This is a genomic window from Echinicola arenosa (assembly GCF_014841125.1).
Taxonomy (GTDB): Bacteria; Bacteroidota; Bacteroidia; order Cytophagales; family Cyclobacteriaceae; genus Echinicola; species Echinicola arenosa.
In genome coordinates this window covers 1,158,358-1,177,387 of record NZ_JACYTQ010000001.1, presented here as the reverse complement: position 1 = coordinate 1,177,387, position 19,030 = coordinate 1,158,358, and the positions used below count along the sequence as shown (strand labels likewise).

12 protein-coding genes are annotated in these 19,030 nt (G+C 39.4%); 7 read left to right on the top strand and 5 right to left on the bottom strand.

Annotated elements, in window-relative coordinates:
- Positions 1-19: 19 nt before the first annotated feature.
- The 3 genes from IFO69_RS04405 to nirB form a co-directional block, all read right to left on the bottom strand.
- Entirely contained in the window at positions 20-1,903 is a 1,884-nt protein-coding gene (locus IFO69_RS04405) for a DUF4153 domain-containing protein (RefSeq protein WP_192008682.1), read from the bottom strand.
- A 254-nt stretch (positions 1,904-2,157) separates the two neighbouring features.
- The gene (gene nirD / locus IFO69_RS04400; RefSeq protein WP_192008680.1) at positions 2,158-2,535 is read right to left on the bottom strand and encodes a nitrite reductase small subunit NirD; all 378 of its coding nucleotides are present in this window, start codon (positions 2,533-2,535) and stop codon (positions 2,158-2,160) included.
- Between the two features lie 45 nt (positions 2,536-2,580).
- Complete coding sequence (nirB, locus tag IFO69_RS04395; RefSeq protein WP_192008678.1) at positions 2,581-5,076, bottom strand: nitrite reductase large subunit NirB; 2,496 nt, start codon at positions 5,074-5,076, stop codon at positions 2,581-2,583.
- A 154-nt stretch (positions 5,077-5,230) separates the two neighbouring features.
- Between nirB and cobA the strand changes: the two genes are divergently transcribed.
- Complete coding sequence (gene cobA, locus IFO69_RS04390; RefSeq protein WP_192008676.1) at positions 5,231-6,004, top strand: uroporphyrinogen-III C-methyltransferase; 774 nt, start codon at positions 5,231-5,233, stop codon at positions 6,002-6,004.
- Between the two features lie 17 nt (positions 6,005-6,021).
- Here cobA and IFO69_RS04385 read toward each other — a convergent pair whose 3' ends face one another.
- Positions 6,022-7,164, bottom strand: coding sequence for a DUF4221 family protein (locus IFO69_RS04385; protein ID WP_192008674.1), 1,143 nt, complete (start codon positions 7,162-7,164; stop codon positions 6,022-6,024).
- Positions 7,165-7,364: 200 nt separating this feature from the next.
- On the opposite strand from IFO69_RS04385, the gene IFO69_RS04380 reads away from it, so the two are divergent.
- The 5 genes from IFO69_RS04380 to IFO69_RS04360 all read left to right on the top strand — a co-directional run bounded on the left by IFO69_RS04380 (position 7,365) and on the right by IFO69_RS04360 (position 14,931).
- Positions 7,365-7,955, top strand: coding sequence for a DUF4202 domain-containing protein (locus tag IFO69_RS04380; RefSeq protein ID WP_192008980.1), 591 nt, complete (start codon positions 7,365-7,367; stop codon positions 7,953-7,955).
- Positions 7,956-8,276: 321 nt separating this feature from the next.
- Positions 8,277-11,888, top strand: a complete 3,612-nt coding sequence (locus IFO69_RS04375) for a DUF1592 domain-containing protein (protein WP_225443981.1) — start codon at positions 8,277-8,279, stop codon at positions 11,886-11,888.
- A 101-nt stretch (positions 11,889-11,989) separates the two neighbouring features.
- The gene (locus tag IFO69_RS04370) at positions 11,990-13,342 is read left to right on the top strand and encodes a DUF1552 domain-containing protein (RefSeq protein WP_192008672.1); all 1,353 of its coding nucleotides are present in this window, start codon (positions 11,990-11,992) and stop codon (positions 13,340-13,342) included.
- A 180-nt stretch (positions 13,343-13,522) separates the two neighbouring features.
- Positions 13,523-14,164: a hypothetical protein gene (locus IFO69_RS04365; RefSeq protein WP_192008670.1), complete on the top strand. Its 642-nt coding sequence runs from the start codon at positions 13,523-13,525 to the stop codon at positions 14,162-14,164.
- Positions 14,165-14,271: 107 nt separating this feature from the next.
- Entirely contained in the window at positions 14,272-14,931 is a 660-nt protein-coding gene (locus IFO69_RS04360) for an ROK family protein (RefSeq protein ID WP_192008668.1), read from the top strand.
- A 19-nt stretch (positions 14,932-14,950) separates the two neighbouring features.
- Here the strand turns inward: IFO69_RS04360 and IFO69_RS04355 are convergent, their stop codons facing one another.
- Complete coding sequence (locus IFO69_RS04355) at positions 14,951-15,316, bottom strand: hypothetical protein (protein ID WP_192008666.1); 366 nt, start codon at positions 15,314-15,316, stop codon at positions 14,951-14,953.
- A gap of 620 nt (positions 15,317-15,936) precedes the next feature.
- On the opposite strand from IFO69_RS04355, the gene IFO69_RS04350 reads away from it, so the two are divergent.
- Entirely contained in the window at positions 15,937-19,026 is a 3,090-nt protein-coding gene (locus IFO69_RS04350; RefSeq protein WP_192008664.1) for a PKD domain-containing protein, read from the top strand.
- The last annotated feature ends 4 nt before the right edge of the window (positions 19,027-19,030 follow it).

Here is a 19,030-nt window from a genome sequence, read left to right as displayed (position 1 = left end):
TTAAAAAAATAAGTAAACTTTATTTTCTTTGGGGCAAAGAGTCTTTTAAAAGAAGTGTGCCGTTTAGGTAATTGAGTTTGATGCTGTTTTCATTTTCTTGCGCATACCTGATGTTTTGGATTTCCAATTTGATCTTAAATCCATTTTGTTCAGCAGAGTAGGTGAGTAATGAAGGGGCTACTGTGGAATTTTTTTCTTGAGTTTTGGATAACTCAGCAACCATTGGTCCTAAATCAACATTGGTTTCGTGATTTGCAGAGGAAATGGCCAAACCATTCTTTTGAGGGTTCATGGTGACTTTATAAGTTTCGTAACCCGCCATGAATACGGTCGTGTCCATTGCGCTGATATTAATGTTCTTGAGATAATCATACCCTCGTGTGGATATACTGTGCCCATTCATGTCTGCACCCAATGAAAGGGAGGGTTCTGTTAAATTTAAACCAAGTTCTGGAATTCCCATGGTTTTAAGATATAAGGTAGAAGCAGGCACTTCTTCCCAATCCTTTTTATCTTCATTGACAGCTATCAAAATTGTACTCATGTCTTGGGAAAACCAAGACTTCATACTACTTAGGCCATGATGATCTTCCAGGTATTTTACTATGGATCTTATTTCGGAGATTTGTTCTTCGCTGGCTAGTGGAGTGAAATTTTGATTTTGGGAAGACTTGAGCTCAGGTAATTTATTCTTGTCCCAAATGATTTCATGAATTACGGTTTCTTCTTCCAGTATATGCGTTTCCATCAATAGTGCCTTTAGTCTTCGGTACTGACTTCGTTCACTTACAGAAAATATCCCCCAAGGGCCAAATGAAACTCCAAGGAGCATAAAAGCCAAGGTAAAGGGAATTATTTTAATATTCCTAAAGCCAAGGATGAAGTAAAAACAAACCAATGTCAACCATGTCCCGATCAATACAATTAAGTATCGATTAATGGTAACGCCATAATCGTTTATTCGAATGCCAATGGCTAAAAAAAGTATGGCGACCAAAGGCAAAAGCAAGTAGTAATAGGATTTTGAAAATGTGTTGATCCAGTTTTCTTCCTTGTCGTTTTTGTACGGATAAAGTAAAAGCAGAGCCAGAATCCCCAATGTGGCTACGCAAATAATCAAATAGGAAACTATTCCCTTTGGCCAATCCCAACTGAGTATGATTTTAATACTGTATCCATATAGGATAAGAAGATAGACGGTTAGGAGTGTAAGAAGAATGTATTGACTGAAAATTTTAAGACCTTTAGGGTAACTGACTTCCTGATCCAACTCTTCTAGGTTTTCAGAGATGCCCGCAATGAAAAACCAAGTGTTGAAAATACCTGCTATCATGATGAAGATCTGCAAGTATAGGATGTTCTGAAACTCAACTTCAAATAGCAAGTGAAGTGCCAGCATGGCCAATACGATACCAATATAGAGCACAAATGAAAATAAGGCGGCGGTTAGAAATCTTAAAAACAGGGTTTTATTGTAATTCCAAAAACCTAATGTGTTTTTGCTTGGCGTGTAAGGTGCAAAAGAAACCAAAAGGTGGATAAATAAACTAAAGATCGCAAAGCGATAATAAGGCATGATGGTGCTCTGGCTGTCTTTTCCATCCGGAAGACTATAATAAATTGTCAGTAGGAAGGCTAACGAAAGGCCGTTTATAATATACAAGTAGGGTTTTGGGAGCCTCTTTTTCTCCCAAAATATTTTTGCACATAAGAAAAGAGAAATTCCCAAAGCTCCTGTAAGCATACCATTGATATATGGGAATGGATTACTGATAATATCTTGAAATTCCACCAGATAATTCCCAACTGCTGTAGCCACTATGACCGAAAGGATAACCATTGGAAAGCGGTTAAGTGCTTTTTGGGCATGATCGTTCAAGTAGCTTAAGGAAGGAAGTTTCATCTGTTATGTTTTTTTTTTTGTGGGCTTATTATGGCAATTTAAATGAAAAAAACTGAAAATGAAGGTGTTCGGTATCGGATGCTTGAAAAAATATTGTAAAAAAGTTCAAGGGAGTAATATCGACGTGGGGCCTTACTAAAACGATTAGGGGAAATACTTTAAGCTAAGAAACCCATCGAGTTAAATAAGAAACGGGGCCCTTGTATGGTGCCCCGCTTAGTAATGAAAAATAGGTCTACTACTAATTGTTGTTTTTAATCCTCAAACCCTACGTACACAAAGCCATCTTCAACTTTGATGGGGTAGGTAGCTATATCGCAGGTGTCTCCATTGAGATTTTTTCCTGATTTTAATGAAAAGGTTTTTTTGTGAAACGGACAGGCTACTTTTGGGTCTCCTTCATAAGACCCAATCATACCCCTTGAAAGGATCATTTGCATTTTATGCGGACAGAGATTTTGGCAGGCATACCACTCATTTCTTCTGGAGAAATTGAAAATGGCAATTTGTAAGTCCTTGTATTTGATACAAGCTCCGCCGTCCTCAGGAAATGAATCTACAGTTGCGGCTTTGTACCAGTTGGTGACTTTGCTTGAGTCGGCAGTTCTGTATTTTTCCAATTCTGAAATCATGGTGTCTGGATTTAAGTTGGTTGATCAATTTTTTAGTAGAGATGGTTAACCCCAAGAAGCTGGGATTTTTTGTCCTCTCATTTCTTGGAACTTTAGGCTAGGATCTTCTTCATCCGCATTGACAAAGTGCTTGAATTTGGCTCGTAGATGAGGAGTGTTGACCACTTCTTTCCATTCACAAGCATAGGTGTTGATCATAAACTCCATTTCTTTTTCCAGCTCCTCGCCAATGCCAAGGCTGTCATTCACGACTACATCCCGAACATAATCCAGCCCCCCTTCCAACTTATTTAACCAAGTGGCCGTTCTGGTTAAGGGTTCTGCCGTCCGGATATAAAACATAAGAAAACGATCTATGAACTTAAGACAAGTCTCCGTGTCTACATCATTGATCAGCAATTGCGCATGTTGTGGCTTAGAGCCTCCGTTTCCGCAGATATAAAGATTCCAACCTTTCTCAGTGGCGATAATCCCGAAATCTTTGCTTTGAGCTTCCGCACATTCCCTGATGCATCCCGAAACAGCTCCTTTTAGTTTATGAGGTGAGCGAAGCCCTCGGTATCTTTCTTCTACCTGAATGGCAAATGAAACCGAGTCTTGTACGCCGTATCGGCACCAAGTACTTCCCACGCAGCTTTTGATGGTCCTGAGTGACTTTCCGTAGGCATGGCCACTTTCAAAACCTGCGTTGATCAATTCTTCCCAAATGTCTGGTAATTGGTCCACTCTGGCGCCGAACATATCTATCCTTTGACCTCCAGTGATTTTTGTGTAGAGCCCATACTTTTTGGCTACTTCACCTATTACGATTAGTTTCTCCGGAGTGATCTCTCCTCCAGGGATTCTAGGAACTACAGAATAGGTGCCTCCTTTTTGGATGTTGGCTAAATACCTGTCATTAGTGTCTTGGATGGTATCCTGATGGGTGATCAGTTCATTCCAGGTGGAGGCTAAGATGGAAGCCACTGCAGGTTTGCATGTCTCACAGCCGTCACCTTGTCCAAACTGATCCAACAGTTCATTATAAGTTTTGATTTTTTTAACTTTTACCAAATCGAGCAATTCTTGGCGAGAGTAGTCGAAATGTTCACAAATGACGTTTTTAACTGTCTTGCCCATTGCTTTTAGTTGGTGTTTAAGCAAGTCGTTAACCATAGGCATACAGCCTCCACAGCCTGTTCCTGCTTTTGTGCAAGACTTGATTTCATCAACTTTGGTAACTCCATCGTTTTTGATCAAGTTGCTGATACTTCCCTTAGTGACATTTTCACATGAACAAATTTGGGCTTCTTCCGGAAGGCTTTCCACACCCGCTCCTACTGCTTCTTTTCCTCCTCTCGCTCCTAAAATAAGGTCTTCAGGCTCTGGGGGAAGTGGCATTTTGTTTTGGGTCATCTGCCAAAGCATATTATAGGCAGAGGCATCACCTACCAAGATTCCGCCAAGCAGCCTTTTACCATCCAAGGAAACATTGATCCGTTTATAAATACCGCTATTTTTATTTTCGTATACAATAGGTTTAAAGGGCTCTACTTCTCCAAATGGGTCTCCAAAACTCCCCACGTCTACGCCAATTAGCTTCAGTTTTGTAGACATGTCAAAACCCATAAAGGGCTTAACCTCCGCATTGGCCAGTTGATTGACTACTTGAGTGGCCATTTCATAGCCTGGAGCTACCAGTCCATAAATCATGTTTTGATAAGAAGCAGCCTCTCCGATAGCGAAGATATTTTCATCCTTTGTTTGTAAAAATTCATTGACAATAATGCCACCCCTGAGAGCGGTATCTAAGCCGCAGTCTTTTGCCAACTCATCCCTAGGTTTGATGCCAGCAGAGATAATCAACATATCAACAGGTAATTCCGTATCGTCCGTGAATTTTAGCCCATTGATTCTGCCGTTTCCTGTAATGTTTTGCGTGTTTTTTTGTAAGTGTATACTTATACCCAAATCCTCTAATTTAGACTGAAGGGTATTAGAGCCTGCTTCATCTAGTTGACGAGGCATTAATCTAGGAGCAAATTCAATGACATGGGCTTCTAGTCCCATATCAATTACCGCTTTGGCAGCTTCCAAACCCAACAAGCCACCTCCAATTACAGCAGCTCTCTTGGCGTTTTTAGCGTAATCGATAATTGCATCAAGGTCTTCTAACGTTCGGTACACAAAAACTCCTTTTTTGTCCACTCCCCTGATAGGAGGAACAAAAGCTCCTGATCCGGTCGCCAAGATGAGCTTGTCGTAATCGTAATCGTGTCCCGTATGACTGATGACCTTCTTTTGATCACGGTCTATCTTCACAATCATTTCGTTGGTATGCAGGTCAATTTGGTTTTCCGCGTACCATGACCTTGGTGCCATGATCAGATCGTCTGCAGTAGAGCCTGAAAAATAAGCACTGAGATGCACTCTATCGTAAGCAGGCCATGGTTCTTCCCCAAAGACCGTGATTTCAAAATCTCTATTGGAATTTTTAGCTACCAGTTTCTCACAGAACTTGTAGCCAACCATTCCATTTCCGATTACTACTATCTTTGTCATACGATTATAGGTTAGTTGATTTGATTTGGATGTAAGTAGTTAGGCTTATCATCCAATTGATTATGAGGGCTAAGTTAAAAATTAAAATTTTAAAATACGTATAATTACGTAAAAAATTACTTAAATTTGTTTTAGTTACTAAGTAATACATCTTATGAAAAACATTTCAAATCAACTTTCGATTGTAGGTGCTGGTCCAGGAGATCCTGATTTAATTACTTTAAAAGCCATTAAAGTGCTTAAAACTGCAGATGTGGTATTGTATGATGCACTGGCCAATGAGGCCCTTTTGGAGTATGTGCCGGTTACAGCAGTAAAAGTTTTTGTCGGTAAGCGGGCAGGAATGCACTATCGGCAGCAGCGCGAAATCAATAAGATGATCGTGAATTATGCAAAAACATTTGGACATGTGGTCAGGCTGAAAGGTGGAGACCCTTATGTTTTCGGAAGGGGACATGAAGAAATGGAATATGCTGCTCAGCACGGTTTGGATACCCAATATGTTCCGGGAATCAGCAGCGCCATGGCAGTACCGGGGCTTTCGGGGATTCCATTGACCAAAAGAGGTGTCAATGAAAGTTTTTGGATAGTTACGGGAACCCTTAAAGATCATTCAACAGCGAAAGATCTTTATTTTGCCGCCCAATCTTCTGCAACGGTGATTGTACTGATGGGGGTGAAGAAGCTGCCAGAGATCGTGAATTTGTTCAAAGAACACAGGGGAGGAGAAGAAGCCATAGCCTTAATTCAAAATGGAAGTAAAGAAGATGAAAGGTCCATTGTTGGTAACTTGGGAAGTATCATGGATATTCAGGCCAAAGAAAAAATTGCCGCTCCTGCAATTATTGTAATTGGTGCTGTGGTGAGGGAAAAGGGAAAGCAGCTAGGAAGCTTTTTGGAGGAAAAGGCTGTCGTTAGTGCTAGGTGAATGGATAGTTGCGTTTGTTAATTTAAAAGTGGGGTTAGTCTGATAAATGTCAATTCATCATTGATATTATGAAAAATCCAGAGTTTTCCATCCTTGACAAAATAGTGAGATATTTTATAGTTTAATTCTGGGATAAGCAATTCGTGTTCTACTTGGAAGTCTTTTTGAAATACCGTCAGGTAAGTCTTGATGTTTTTGATTTCAGGGAAAATACTTTTATCCTTCGGGTTTTCTGAAAATTCATATTGACAGGAAAACCTGTAATATTTTTTGTTTTTATCATCAAATACCACAGGGCCAAAGCGAATTTGAGTAAGCATGTTTTCATAAGCATTTAGCAAACCTGCTTGGTTTTTAAAGTGATGCTCTTGTTGAGAATTTACTTCATCAAGGGTGGATTTGCTTGAATAGTCAACAGTTTTGATTTGGTTGGTAGTGGTGTCAAACCAATAGATTTCATTGGTGAATTCATGTGAAATTAATGGGAGAGCATTTTCGATAGATAAATAGACTAAAGGGGGCAGAAAGGAATTGTCCTCCGAAATCAGCGAATAGGTTTTTATTTTATTATGCGGATCAATACTCAATCTTTTGATCAAATTGTTTTTGAAATCAAAGACTGCTAAATCTGCACGATTAGTAGAATGTGGCCCTTCTTCTTTAGCGATGGTGAAAAGTTTAGCAGAGGACTGATTCAGAAATATCTTTTTGCGGATGATTTCTGAATCATTGAGCGTTTGGCCTTTCCAAGAAGTGTTTTTTAAGTTGATTTTCTCAATAGCTTTTCCGTTTAGGTCAAAGATCTTGGCGTTATAAAAACCATTGGAAATCAATAGCTTGTTCTTGTCAAATAATTGAAAACTTGTAAAGTTAGTCCCTGTCCCGTTTGGTCCTTCCTTTTGGAACGGTATTTTGTTGATTAAAACGCCTTTCTCCAGGTCGATTACCTCTAGCTTATGCTCAAAGTGGTTGAAATTATAAAGGAAATTTCCGTCCATACCTGAATAGTCCAGTTGATATTTTAGATCCAAAATCTCCCCTTTGCTATCAATAACAAGTGTGTCCAAGTCATAAGTAATAGAAGCAGTATGGGAATGGTTGTCTTTTTCTTTACAGGCAATCAATAAAACTAACAGTAACCAAATGTGTATGGTTTTCATTGAAAAGGAGTTAAAAGATATATGCAATATTTGTAAAGCCAATATCATGAATGAGAAAAGGAATAGAAAGTGCTTTAAATATTTTTAACTGAGCTTTAAGGTTTTTTAAGCAATGGAGTTTTAATGCAAAATCCCAGAACATTATTCCACAACTCTCCATAAAACCTGTTAAATTGAACTTTAAACTGAAAGATCAAAAAATGCAGGCGAATAAATTTGAAAGGACTATAGAAGAGTTTGATGTGATCAATGCCCAGGATCCCCATAAGGAGTTGGTCAATGGAGCTGAAATCCCCAAGGAGCTGGTTTATGGGCACCGTATGAGTGGTATGCTTTTGGAATTTGACCCAGATGCTTCTGAGGCTTTACGACTTGCCGCAAGGTGTCAACATATCAAGCGATGGGCAATCCCTCGCGAAGATTATGATATGGATAGAAAAGGTTATTTGATGTGGCGCACCCGGTTGAAGAAGTTTCATGGGGAATTGGCAGGTTCGATCATGGAAAAGCAAGGTTATTCCCAAGATGAAATTAAGAAGGTAGATGACTTGCTCAACAAAAGAAGGTTGAAAACAGACCCTGAAGTGCAGGCGTTGGAAGATGTGGTTTGTTTGGTGTTCTTAAAATACTATTTTGATGACTTTATCGCCAAACATCGGGATGAGGAGGATAAGCTAGTGGATATAGTCCAGAAAACCTGGAAAAAGATGTCAGAAAAGGGCCATGAAGCAGCTTTGGCCATGTCTCATTCAAATGAGGCTTTGTCTATCGTAAAGAAAGCATTGTCTTAATTTGAGCAATTCAACAGTAATAAGTTTTTTCAGATAATTACATGCCTTTTTTAGTTTTGGAAGTGAATACTACTTGTTGGGTAAGGTTGTTTTTTAAGATGAATTAAAGGACTGATATTATTTTATCCCATTTATATCAAATATTTCCCGATGAGGTTAATTTGTTTGATTGCTTTCATGTTTTTTAATAAATTTATTAGTGTAGCTAATTGATGATAAGTTATTTTGTGTTATGAGCTAAAATCGAAAGATTTTTACAGCGAAAATGAAAAGAACTTTACTTTTTGATCAAAACAACATTTCAGAGTAATTAATCTATTGATGATGAAAATCAATACAGCCTTAGGCAGTAAGCCCATGATTATCGGAGCGACAATTCTTTCAGTTTTGTTGCTAGCTTTTGCTATGTTCCCATTTGGAGGAGAAGAAGCTCACTGGGCGCTTGCTTTTATGGGGAAGTTACACCCTTTGTTGGTGCATTTGCCGATAGGTGTTTTGATTGCTTTATTTACATTTGAACTTATCGATTATTTTGTTCCGACTGCAAATTTAAAATCCGCTTGCAAATTATTGCTTTGGTTGGCTGTCATTACTGCGATCCCAACTGTGATTGTGGGTGCGCTTTTGGCAGCTACAGGAGGCTATGGCAGCGAGGTATTGGTTTGGCATAAATGGCTGGGGCTGGGTACGGCTTTTTTGAGTATTTGGTTATTGGTACTTAGAAATCGTATTGAGGAAAAAGATTTGTCCTATAATTCCTATCGAGGATTATTGCTTGTTAATGTAGTATTGCTAAGTGCTACTGGGCATTACGGTGGGGCCTTGACACATGGTTCGAATTATTTAACCAAAGATTTACCAGATGAAGTAAGGGTCTTTTTGGGGGATGATCCTTATGCCTTGGACGGGCTGATGGCAATGGAAAGTGGCCTGGTCAACCAAACCTTGGAAGCTTACAACTTTGATGAAGACATTAACCCCATTACTCAAAATTATTGTGTGAGTTGTCATAATGGAGATGAGAAAAAAGGAGGTTTGAGGCTGGATGATATCAATCCTGACATGATCCACGGGCAAGATGCGGAGACTTGGAGAGCTATGCTCAACATGGTAAATAGTGGAGAGATGCCGCCCAAGGAAGAGGAACAACTTTCCGATGATGAGAGAAGGGTGCTAGTGGATTGGATAACAGCATCGATTCATCAGGCTGTGGCCATGAAAAAGTCAGAGCAGCAGCCTGTCATTAGGAGGTTGACAAAAGATCAGTATTCCAATACCTTGGCTAGCTTATTAAATGTTCCGGTCAATTTTGGTGATGTGCTTCCCAATGATGCCAAGTCTGAAATGGGATTTAGCAATAATGGCCAAGTGCTTCAGATTTCACCATTGCATGTCGATTATTATAAACAGATTGCAAGGGAAGCGCTAGATAAGGCCATAGGGCCGGAAGAAAAGCCTGAAAGCACCCATTATAAAATAACTTTTGGAAAAGGGATTGGTAAAGGCAAAACTGCTGGCATGATCGGTGGATATCAAAGTGCTCCAATCAATTCAGATGATTTTGTGGTAGAAATAATTGATGGAAACGGCAAAGTCAAAGTAGGCAAAGACAGTTTAAGTAAAGCCCAACTTGAAGAGATTAAGAAGAATATTGGAGTGGGGATGCGTGGATCCCATGCGGACAGATATCAAGTAGTGGATGAAGGGATTATTTTGTATTCGGCTTTACCGCACAAGGAAGTGACACCTAAATCTTGGCAGGGACCTTCGCCAAATCTTAAGCTTTTATTTAGAAAAAACTTCCCTGAAGAAGGAGATTTTGAGTTTAGGGTAAAAGCTTCAAAGGGCTACCAATGGTTTACTCAAAAAGAAGGATTTATTAGCTTGAGAAATGAGCAACCAGCTGAGAAATTGGCTTCAACTATCATATTGAAAGCTGAGGCAGCAAAGGAGAAAAGCAATTTAGTTAAAAAGGGGATATGGATGTCTCCAAAAGAGTTGACCAAGGAAAGCAAAGCAATCTTTAGTTTTCAGGCTCCAAAAGACGGGTATTATCAAATAGACTTTGAGCATCCTTATGTAGGGGCTGAGGGGATGCCTTCGTTGGAGATGCTATTGGATAAATTCAAATTACAAGAGCGTTTCCATTTCAGTGAAGATTTGAGAGGTGAAGCTAAAATCATGACACCTCTTACTTTGGCCTACTTAAATAAAGGGGAGCATCAGTTGAGTATAGGGGGGACGTTTTTTACTGGTTTTAGTCAAGTTATCATCACACCCTTCCCAGAGGACCATCCGGTGGCCATGCAGTTGAAAGCTGAGGCAGACAAGAGCCGAAGTAAATATGAAAATGATATTCCTGTTATCAGGACCTTTGCAGGGTCTAGAACGGACGATGGGATGGACTATAAGACTTTTGATAGGTTCAGGGATGTAGAGAACGAAAAAGGAAACTGGGAAAACTATGTTTTTAAAGGCCGTTTGGAGAACCTTCCTATACCTATGATCGATACGGTGGAAACAGAGATATTGGCCAATATCATGATTTTGGGACTATGGAATGACTATTTGGTGAAGGACAATGAAGATTCAGGGCCGCCATTATTGATTCAGGAATTGGAGTTTGAGGCACCTTATTATCCTGAGTGGCCTACCAAAAGTTATTTGGAGATTTTCCCAGCTTCTTCAGACAAAGGGAATCAGGAGAAGTACACGAAAGGGGTTTTGCGTAAATTTATGGAAAGGGCTTATCGAAGACCCGTTAAGGAAGATGAGTTGAAGCCTTATTTGGAGTTTTGGAAAGATATTAAGGATGATTACCCGAGATATGAAGATGGTGTCAAAGAAGTATTGATTGCTGCATTGTGCTCTCCTAAGTTTTTGTATCTGGCCGAGCCAGAAAAAGAAACCGATCATGATGAAAAGGAATATTTCCTGGCTTCCAGGTTGTCCTATTTCCTATGGGATTCCGCGCCAGATGAAGAATTGATCGATTTGGCTGAGGAGGGTGATTTGCACAAAGATCGATACCTGAAGAAACAAGTAGCAAGAATGATCAAAGATGAGCGTGTATGGAATATGATCCGCTCTTTTTCCAATGAATGGCTGCGTGTGGACAGGCATGAAGCGATGAGTACCAATGTCAATGCTTATGCAGATTATACACGTTTTGTGAAGCAGGATATGGCTGAAGAAACCTACCAATTTATGCATTATGTGCTGGAGCAGGACTTGAGCATCATGAGTATGATTGAATCTGATTTTGCAATGCTGAATCAGAACTTGGCAGAGTTTTATGGCATAGATGGAGTCAAAGGCAGTCATTTCAGGCCAGTGGCCATTACGCCAGAAATGCACCGCGGGGGCTTGCTCTCTCAAGGAGCTTTTCTTAATGGACACTCAGATGGTACACAAGCCCATGCAATCAAACGTGCCGTTTGGTTAAAGACTAAGATATTAGGAGATAGGCCACCAGCTCCACCACCAAATGTACCAGAATTGGACCCAGAAACGCCGGGCTTTGAAGAATTGACCTTGAAGGAGCAACTCTTTATCCATCGTGACAAAGCAGCTTGCATGGACTGCCATAAGAAGATTGATCCATATGGTATCGTGTTTGAAAATTATAATGCGGTAGGACTTTATCAAACTGTTGCTAAAGAAAAGGAGATAGATACTCGGGCAGAACTGCCTAACGGTGAGGTGGTTGATGGAATTGGTGAAATAAAGTCGTATATTTTGAATATGAAACGCGATGACTTCACAAGAAGTTTAGTGAAACACTTATTCTCTTATGCATTGGGTCGCGATGTCACCTTTGTGGATGAACGTGAAATTGAGCAGATCGTTAGTAAGGTCCGTTCAGATGATTATAAATTCCAATCATTGATTGAGCATATTGTGTTGAGCCCTTCATTCAAAGGGGAGGGCTGAGCAGCTTTTAGCTAACACCATTGTGAGGTAAATGGTAAAGTGATAGCTGTTTAACCTTGCTTCTGGAATAAGAATGAACTGATATTTTAATAAATGTAATCATGGGAAAGAAATCTTGGCATTTAGATCGAAGGACATTTTTAAAAGGCCTTGGAGTAACTTGTATGTTGCCTTATATGGAAGCAATGGGAGCACCTTTGGCAAAGGTAGGCTCAGTAAGTGAGGCTCCGAAACGACTTTGTTTTGTTTACTTTCCCAATGGGGTAGGGCTTCCTCCAGAAGGAAATCCCAACCATGAACAATGGAATTGGTTTCCTATAGGAGAGGGAAAAGACTATCGGTTTACCAAGACACTTTCCCCTTTGGAACGGCACCGAAAAGAAATATCAATCCTGGGAGGTTTAAGCCATCCTAAAAGCCGAAGGTTGTTAGGTCATTTGGCAGGAGATACATGGCTTACAGGTGGCGACCTTAGAGGCAGTGAGTATAAAAACAATATATCTGTGGACCAGGTGGCGGCGCTGCATATGGCCAAGCACACTAGATTTCCTTATCTAGCCCTTTCCACAGATGGTGGGGTAGGGTATAAGTCTAGGGTTTCAACACTTTCATTTGATCCGAACGGAAGACCTATACCTTCAGAACATAGGCATAGGGAGATCTTTGAAAGGTATTTTGCACCCGGTGGAGGAGAAACCTCCCAATTGAGAAGAAAAAGCTTGCAGCAAGAGAAAAAAATAGTGGACTTGGTCCTTGAGGATAGCAAAAGTTTGCAAAGTAGATTGGGGCAACATGACAAGATGAAGCTGGATGAGTATATGACTTCATTGAATACCGTGGAGGAGCAAATCAAAAGAAATGAAAAATGGCTGAATGTACCTATGAAGGAATTCAGTGCTGACCACATTAATTTGAATCCAAATGCCACAGTTGATCCTGAAAGCTATATCCGTTCTTCATTTGATCTAATGGTGTTGGGGATGCAGACAGACATTACACGGGTAATGACTTATATGATGGCGCGTGAAGACGGTATGGGCTTTGGAGAAAATTTCCCTAAACTGGCTTTGGGAATCAATAAAGGCCACCATGCGATCAGTCATGATAAATCTTTGAACCATTGGCAGGAATGGGGAAGCTATGACCAGTGGTTGGCGAGACAGTTTTCCTACTTTTTGGATAAAATGAAGACAACTGAAGATGAATTTGGTCCATTGATCGATAATACTTTGGTGCTTTATGGAAGTGCTTGTAGCAGCACCCATGATGCGGTTAACTATCCTTTGGTTTTGGCTGGTGGCAAAAATATGGGAGTAAAGCATGGTACCTATACAAAATTTGATGACCACAGCCCAATGTCCAACCTTTTTGTAAGCATGTTGCATACGATGGGGATTCCAGTTGAGAGCTTTTCTGATAGTACTGGAAAATTGGATACGAACATTTTAGGGTAAATAGAGGCCTTACATTAATGTCCTTAGGTATGTGCAAAAGGAGAGTACCATTTTGAAAAAAGTAATATCAAATCATGCTATTGTAAAATGGCATGATTTTTACTTTTGGCTTCATGATAAAGTTTCACTGTTTTGAAGAACTTATATCAAAGGATGAATAACCGACAGATCTACCATTATATGAATAAATACTTGCTACTATTTTTTCTAATCGGGCTATGTCAAACAGGTTTGGGCCAGCATATAGAAAGGGATTTCTTTGGAGAGTTGGTTTACAGGTCACCCAGGGGTGGGTATGAAGCCAATTTGGAAAAGGATATATTCAAAGATTTGAATTTTACCGACAATCAAGGGAATAAAGTTACTTTTAAAAGAAAGTATATTGAGCAGGAATATGGAGATATGCTGGATAATGAACATGATGAAAAGGTGTTTTTTATTAGTCTGGTTAGGGAGTTTCGGAGAGAGAAAAATTATGAAGCAGTATATTCAATTGATATTTTTGATCAACTGATAATTGAGGATAACCGAAATAATAAGATTAAAGAAGGTAAGGATATTTTTGGCAACTATAACCGTGAGGAGATAAGAAATGGAAGACGAATCTATATCCAAAAGGAACCTGATGGGGGATTGAGGTTTGAAAATGATCATGAAAAGGCTTCTTTGGAGGACAATATATTTGGGGAGTGGGTCTATGAGGATAGTAATGGTAATAAGTTAGAATTTAGCAAGAAAACGTGGAAGGAGCTTAAGCATAAGTATGGAAATAACGAAGCAATTTTTGATTTCTTTCTCAATGAGTTTCTTTTTATCCATTAGTGTTCCCGTTTCATTCACCTTGGCTTTAATATGTTTTTTAGCGTGATTGGACAGGCAAAAAGTGATTTTGACAAGGATTTTTACGAGGACTTCTTATATTTGATTTTATGAAAATACTCGTAATCGATATAGGAGGCTCTAATATTAAGATTTTAGCCACAGGTCAAGAAGAGCGTATTAAGATTCCTTCTGGAAGTGATTTTTCCCCTGAAGAGATGATACCCCAAGTCAAAGAGCAAGCGTCCAATTGGGACTATGATAGGGTTACCATGGGATTCCCAGGTATAGTGAAAAACAATAAAATTCTCACAGAACCGATCAATTTGGGTGATGGTTGGGAAAAATATGATTTTGAAGGAGCATTTGGTTGCCCAGTAAAGATCATTAATGATGCAGCTATGCAAGCCTTGGGGAGTTATGAAGGGAAGAAAATGCTTTTTATGGGCTTGGGGACTGGTTTAGGAACGGCTATGATCGTTAACAATACCATTATCCCCATGGAAGCGGCTCACTTGCCTTTTAAGAAAGCCACTTTTGAAGCTTATTTGGGTAAGCCTTATTTTTACAGTAAAGGCATGAAAAGATGGGAAGGACAGGTGCATCGAGCTGTCAAACATTTTTTTAGAGCTTTTCAGCCGGAAGAAATTGTATTGGGTGGGGGAAACTCCAAGCATCTAGCAGAAATTCCAGAAGGCTGTAGACTTGGAAATAATAAGCATGCTTTTAAAGGAGGATTTAGACTTTGGGAAGAAGATTTCAATTTATGAGGCCTTTACGCCTCAATAATTAATTTTTGAATTCATTGAAGACTATCTCATTACCCATTTCAACTTTAGAAAGATGTCGTAGATTACTGTCCCAATCCAAAGGGGTCCAGTATTTTGGGTATTTTAAAATTACCTCGTGGCCGATAAGTTTTTTGCGTAAAACATGAGCGTCAAGGCCTGCCTTAGTGCCTCGATTGATGTAAAAAATTTTATCATTTTCATGCAGTTTAAAAATGATATCATTGCTTTGACTTTCAAAAATGTAGGAGACTATACCTTTCTCGACTAGTGCATTTTCTTCTTCTACCACTGGCACTGGACGTAGTGTCATTACTGCGATTACTATAAATAATCCTAACACAATGAGGACAATTTTACTGCTCATTTTGATTTAACTTTTTAATAGAGGGTTGCGGTTTAAATTGGTGTCAAATTAATAAAAATAGTGCTTAAAAGCGTAAAAATGAATGTGTATTTTATTTATTTTTCTCAACTGCCTAACTGTAAGTTGGTTTGGTTTTTTTGTTTAGAGAGTGGGTTCGTAGGCAATGTTAATGAATCTCCCAAATAAGAATAGTTGTTTTTGTTTCAGTGGAAGATCGGTTCTTTTGTTGTCTGTTTTTATATCTTTATTAACGTAATACTGTAGATTAACTTTGCTTAGCATTTAAAATATATTACTACTTTTGAAAAATATACGAGAAAAATTACAGGCCTCAGTGATGTCTATTCATTCTCAATATGCTATTATACATTGACTAGGATTGAATTTTCTATTGCCACTTTTATAGGGTCGGAAGTTTATAGATAAACCAATGAAAAATTACTGCTTAATTATTTTTTTGATAAATAAAACCTTGGTGTTTCCAGATGGAAATAAGTTCTGGGGAAAGGTTGAATTTAAAAAAGAGACTGCTGATGTACAGTTATTTTGATTTTTCAATAGGGTGGCGAAGTTTGTTTTTATGATTTTGGAAAGTTTTTCTGCTATCAATTTTCAATGCTATGTCTAGGGTATTAAAGCATTTTATTAGTTTCCTAATTCTTTCATTTTCAATGCAGTTGGCTTGGGGACAGAACTCCACTATTGGGAGAGAGTTTTGGGTTGGGTTTATGGAAAATGTACAGGTTTATTATGGGGAGAGTGATAAAGCTGTTCTGATTATTACTGCGGATGAAAAGACTACTGGGGCGATTGAGTATTTGGGGCAAACAGCTTCATTTGATCTGGAGAAGGGGGAACAGTTTATTTTTAAGTTGGAGTCTTTGGAGTTAGACCTTTTACACAGAACTTCGGAAGAAGTGGAGGATAAAGGTGTCTATATCATTTCAACGGGAAATATTGCTGTACACGCTTTTAGCGAACAAATATTCTCTGCTGATGGGACTGTTATTTTACCGGTAAAGACTTTGGGAAGGGATTATCTTGTCACTTCCCACTATGAGGAAGGAAATGGTCCTGCCACTTTACTCATTGTGGCAGTGGAAGATAATACAGAAATAGAAATTGTCTCCCCCATAGATTCTTTTAACGGTAAATCGGCAAACATCCCTTTTACCATTTTACTCAACCAAGGCCAAAGCTATCAGCTAAAAGCGAATGGAGACCTTACAGGAACGAGGGTAAAAGTGCTTGGCGAGGACGTGAATGACTGTAAGAAAATAGCGGTTTTTGGAGGGAATATGTGTACTACTGTAGGCGGTTGTCTTGCATGTGACCATCTTTTTCAACAATCTTATCCAGTCAGTACGTGGGGAACGGATTACATTCATGTGGCTCTGAAAGGAAGGACTTCAGGAGAATTGGTTAAGGTTTTGGCCTCGGAAGATGGAACCATGGTGAGGGTAGATGGTAATCTTAGAGGCACTATTGATAGAGGACAGTTTATGGTGCTTGATTTTCAGGTAGATGAATCTGCTAAAATAGTTACATCCCAACCTTCATCGGTAACAGTTTTTTCTAAAGGTATGCTCTGTAATGATGTTCTCATCGATGAGCTTTTGTTTGATGGAGATCCTTTTATGCTGACATATAGTTCCAATGAACAATCATTAAAAGAATTGGTGTTTAATTCCATAAAACTACCAAAGATAGAAAATCATTATGTCAATATAGTCGTAAAAAGTGGAACTCAAGACAAGACAGTTTTAGATGGAAAAAATATAGGAGAAGAGTTTTTTCCACTGTTGGGGGATCCTGGGTTTCAGATTGGAAGAATTAGTATTTCTGAAGGAGTGCATCATTTGACCAATCCAGATGGATTTACTGCTTATGCATATGGGTTCGGTAGGACAGAATCTTATGGTTATGCAGCTGGTGCTGCTTTAGATAATTTGAGTCTTGATTTTGAATCAAATTATGAGTTTGAAGTTGTTGGAGATAAAGTGGCATGCTTAAACCAAGAAGGTGTTTGGAGCGCAAATATCAGTGATCCCAGTTTTGAGTATTTTTTCTGGGATTTTGGAGATGGAAGCCCTGTCCAGTCTGGTAGGGAAGTTCCGCATACTTTTACTGAACCAGGGCGATATGTAGTGAGTGTTTCAGTATCTAAAACCCTCAGTACGTGTGAGGATCAAGAAGAAGCTTCATTCGAAGTTGAGGTGTTTGAAATGAAGGCAAAATTGGAAGGGGAAACTTATGTTTGTCAACAAACTGACATTTTGATGTACCGTTTGTTGGAAAGGCAAAATATCGAATCAACAGAGTTTGAAGTCATTGGAGGGGAGATAATAGAAGCTTATGCCGATTCAGTATTGGTAAAGTGGGGGCAGGCAAGCACAGACGCCAGGGTTATCATGAACCCTATTTCGAAAAATGGTTGCCCGGGTCTCCCTGTCACATTAGAGGTGGTAATAGGTGCTGACCTAAATCCGGTCGAGCCGATCGGGCCACGTGAAGTGTGTTTTAATCCTGAATTAACCCAAATATACTCAGTAGAAAGTCCATTGGCCGAACGGGAATATGAATGGGAGGTAGTTGGAGGTAGTATTGTTTCAGGGCAAGGCAGCGGAGAAATTGAAGTGATGTGGGATCAGCCAGGTATAGAAGGGAAGGTGGGATACACGGTTTATAGCTCCAATAACGCATCATGCTCAGGAATGTCCCCAAAAGCTGTAGTTATCGTTACGAGTCAGATGGCTATTGCAAAAACCACAAGTGTGGCCTGTTTTGGAGAGCTTTCTGGCCAAATAGAATTGACCATGATAGGAGGCCAAGGTCCATATAGCTTTGAGTGGCTACATGATCCTACGCTAAGCAGCCCTATAGCAACAGATCTTGCTAAGGGAGTTTATACTGTTTTAGTGACGGATAAAAATGGATGTAGCCAGCGTATAAATGATATTGAAGTCCTTGAACCCGAATTATTAGAGGTAGTTTCAGTAGAACCAGTTCCCATTACTTGTCTTGGAAGGAGTGACGGTCTAGTAAGCTTGTCTGTTAATGGAGGAACAAAGCCCTATCAACTTGACTATAATGGAATTCATACTTTTTCCGAAGAAATAACCATTACAAATTTACCTATGGGTAATTTTGACTTAGAGGTCATCGACAAGAATGGTTGTAAGGTTACTGTAAATTTTGAAATTAATTCTCCTCCACCTCTAAAGGTAGAAGTAAGATTGGCAAAACCAGCTTGCCCAGGAGAAGAGAATGGTGAACTCATTGTGGTCACGGATGGAATTATTGGTCCTAAGGATTTTAATTGGATAGGAGTTGGTCAGAGTTCAGCTTTGGCAACTGGGTTAGCAAAAGGAGAATACCATTTAGAATTAAGAGATTCCGATAATTGTATTTATGTGGGGCAAGGCTGGGTGGAAGAAGCGGCGCCTGAAATCAGGATGCCAACAGGGTTTGATCCCAGAATGGCTCCAGGAGCTTTTTTAGGGGTGTCTAACTGTGATGTTCTTTTTGATCTTTGGATTTATAATCGCTGGGGTGAATTGGTTTACTTCAACGATACCGGTTGGAATGGAAAAATACATGGAAAGGATGCTCCTACAGGAGCTTACGCCTACATCGCTAGATATTATTATGTTCTAGATGGAATAAATCATCAAGTCGAAAAAAAAGGTGCTTTTGTGCTTATGCGCTAAATCC

Excerpts from the sequence above, each read along its gene's own strand:
- IFO69_RS04405 (WP_192008682.1), bottom strand. The coding sequence starts at position 1,903 with ATGAAACTTCCTTCCTTAAGCTACTTGAACGATCATGCCCAAAAAGCA.
- nirD (WP_192008680.1), bottom strand. The coding sequence starts at position 2,535 with ATGATTTCAGAATTGGAAAAATACAGAACTGCCGACTCAAGCAAAGTC.
- nirB (WP_192008678.1), bottom strand. The coding sequence starts at position 5,076 with ATGACAAAGATAGTAGTAATCGGAAATGGAATGGTTGGCTACAAGTTC.
- cobA (WP_192008676.1), top strand. The coding sequence starts at position 5,231 with ATGAAAAACATTTCAAATCAACTTTCGATTGTAGGTGCTGGTCCAGGA.
- IFO69_RS04385 (WP_192008674.1), bottom strand. The coding sequence starts at position 7,164 with ATGAAAACCATACACATTTGGTTACTGTTAGTTTTATTGATTGCCTGT.
- IFO69_RS04380 (WP_192008980.1), top strand. The coding sequence starts at position 7,365 with ATGCAGGCGAATAAATTTGAAAGGACTATAGAAGAGTTTGATGTGATC.
- IFO69_RS04375 (WP_225443981.1), top strand. The coding sequence starts at position 8,277 with ATGATGAAAATCAATACAGCCTTAGGCAGTAAGCCCATGATTATCGGA.
- IFO69_RS04370 (WP_192008672.1), top strand. The coding sequence starts at position 11,990 with ATGGGAAAGAAATCTTGGCATTTAGATCGAAGGACATTTTTAAAAGGC.
- IFO69_RS04365 (WP_192008670.1), top strand. The coding sequence starts at position 13,523 with ATGAATAAATACTTGCTACTATTTTTTCTAATCGGGCTATGTCAAACA.
- IFO69_RS04360 (WP_192008668.1), top strand. The coding sequence starts at position 14,272 with ATGAAAATACTCGTAATCGATATAGGAGGCTCTAATATTAAGATTTTA.
- IFO69_RS04355 (WP_192008666.1), bottom strand. The coding sequence starts at position 15,316 with ATGAGCAGTAAAATTGTCCTCATTGTGTTAGGATTATTTATAGTAATC.
- IFO69_RS04350 (WP_192008664.1), top strand. The coding sequence starts at position 15,937 with ATGTCTAGGGTATTAAAGCATTTTATTAGTTTCCTAATTCTTTCATTT.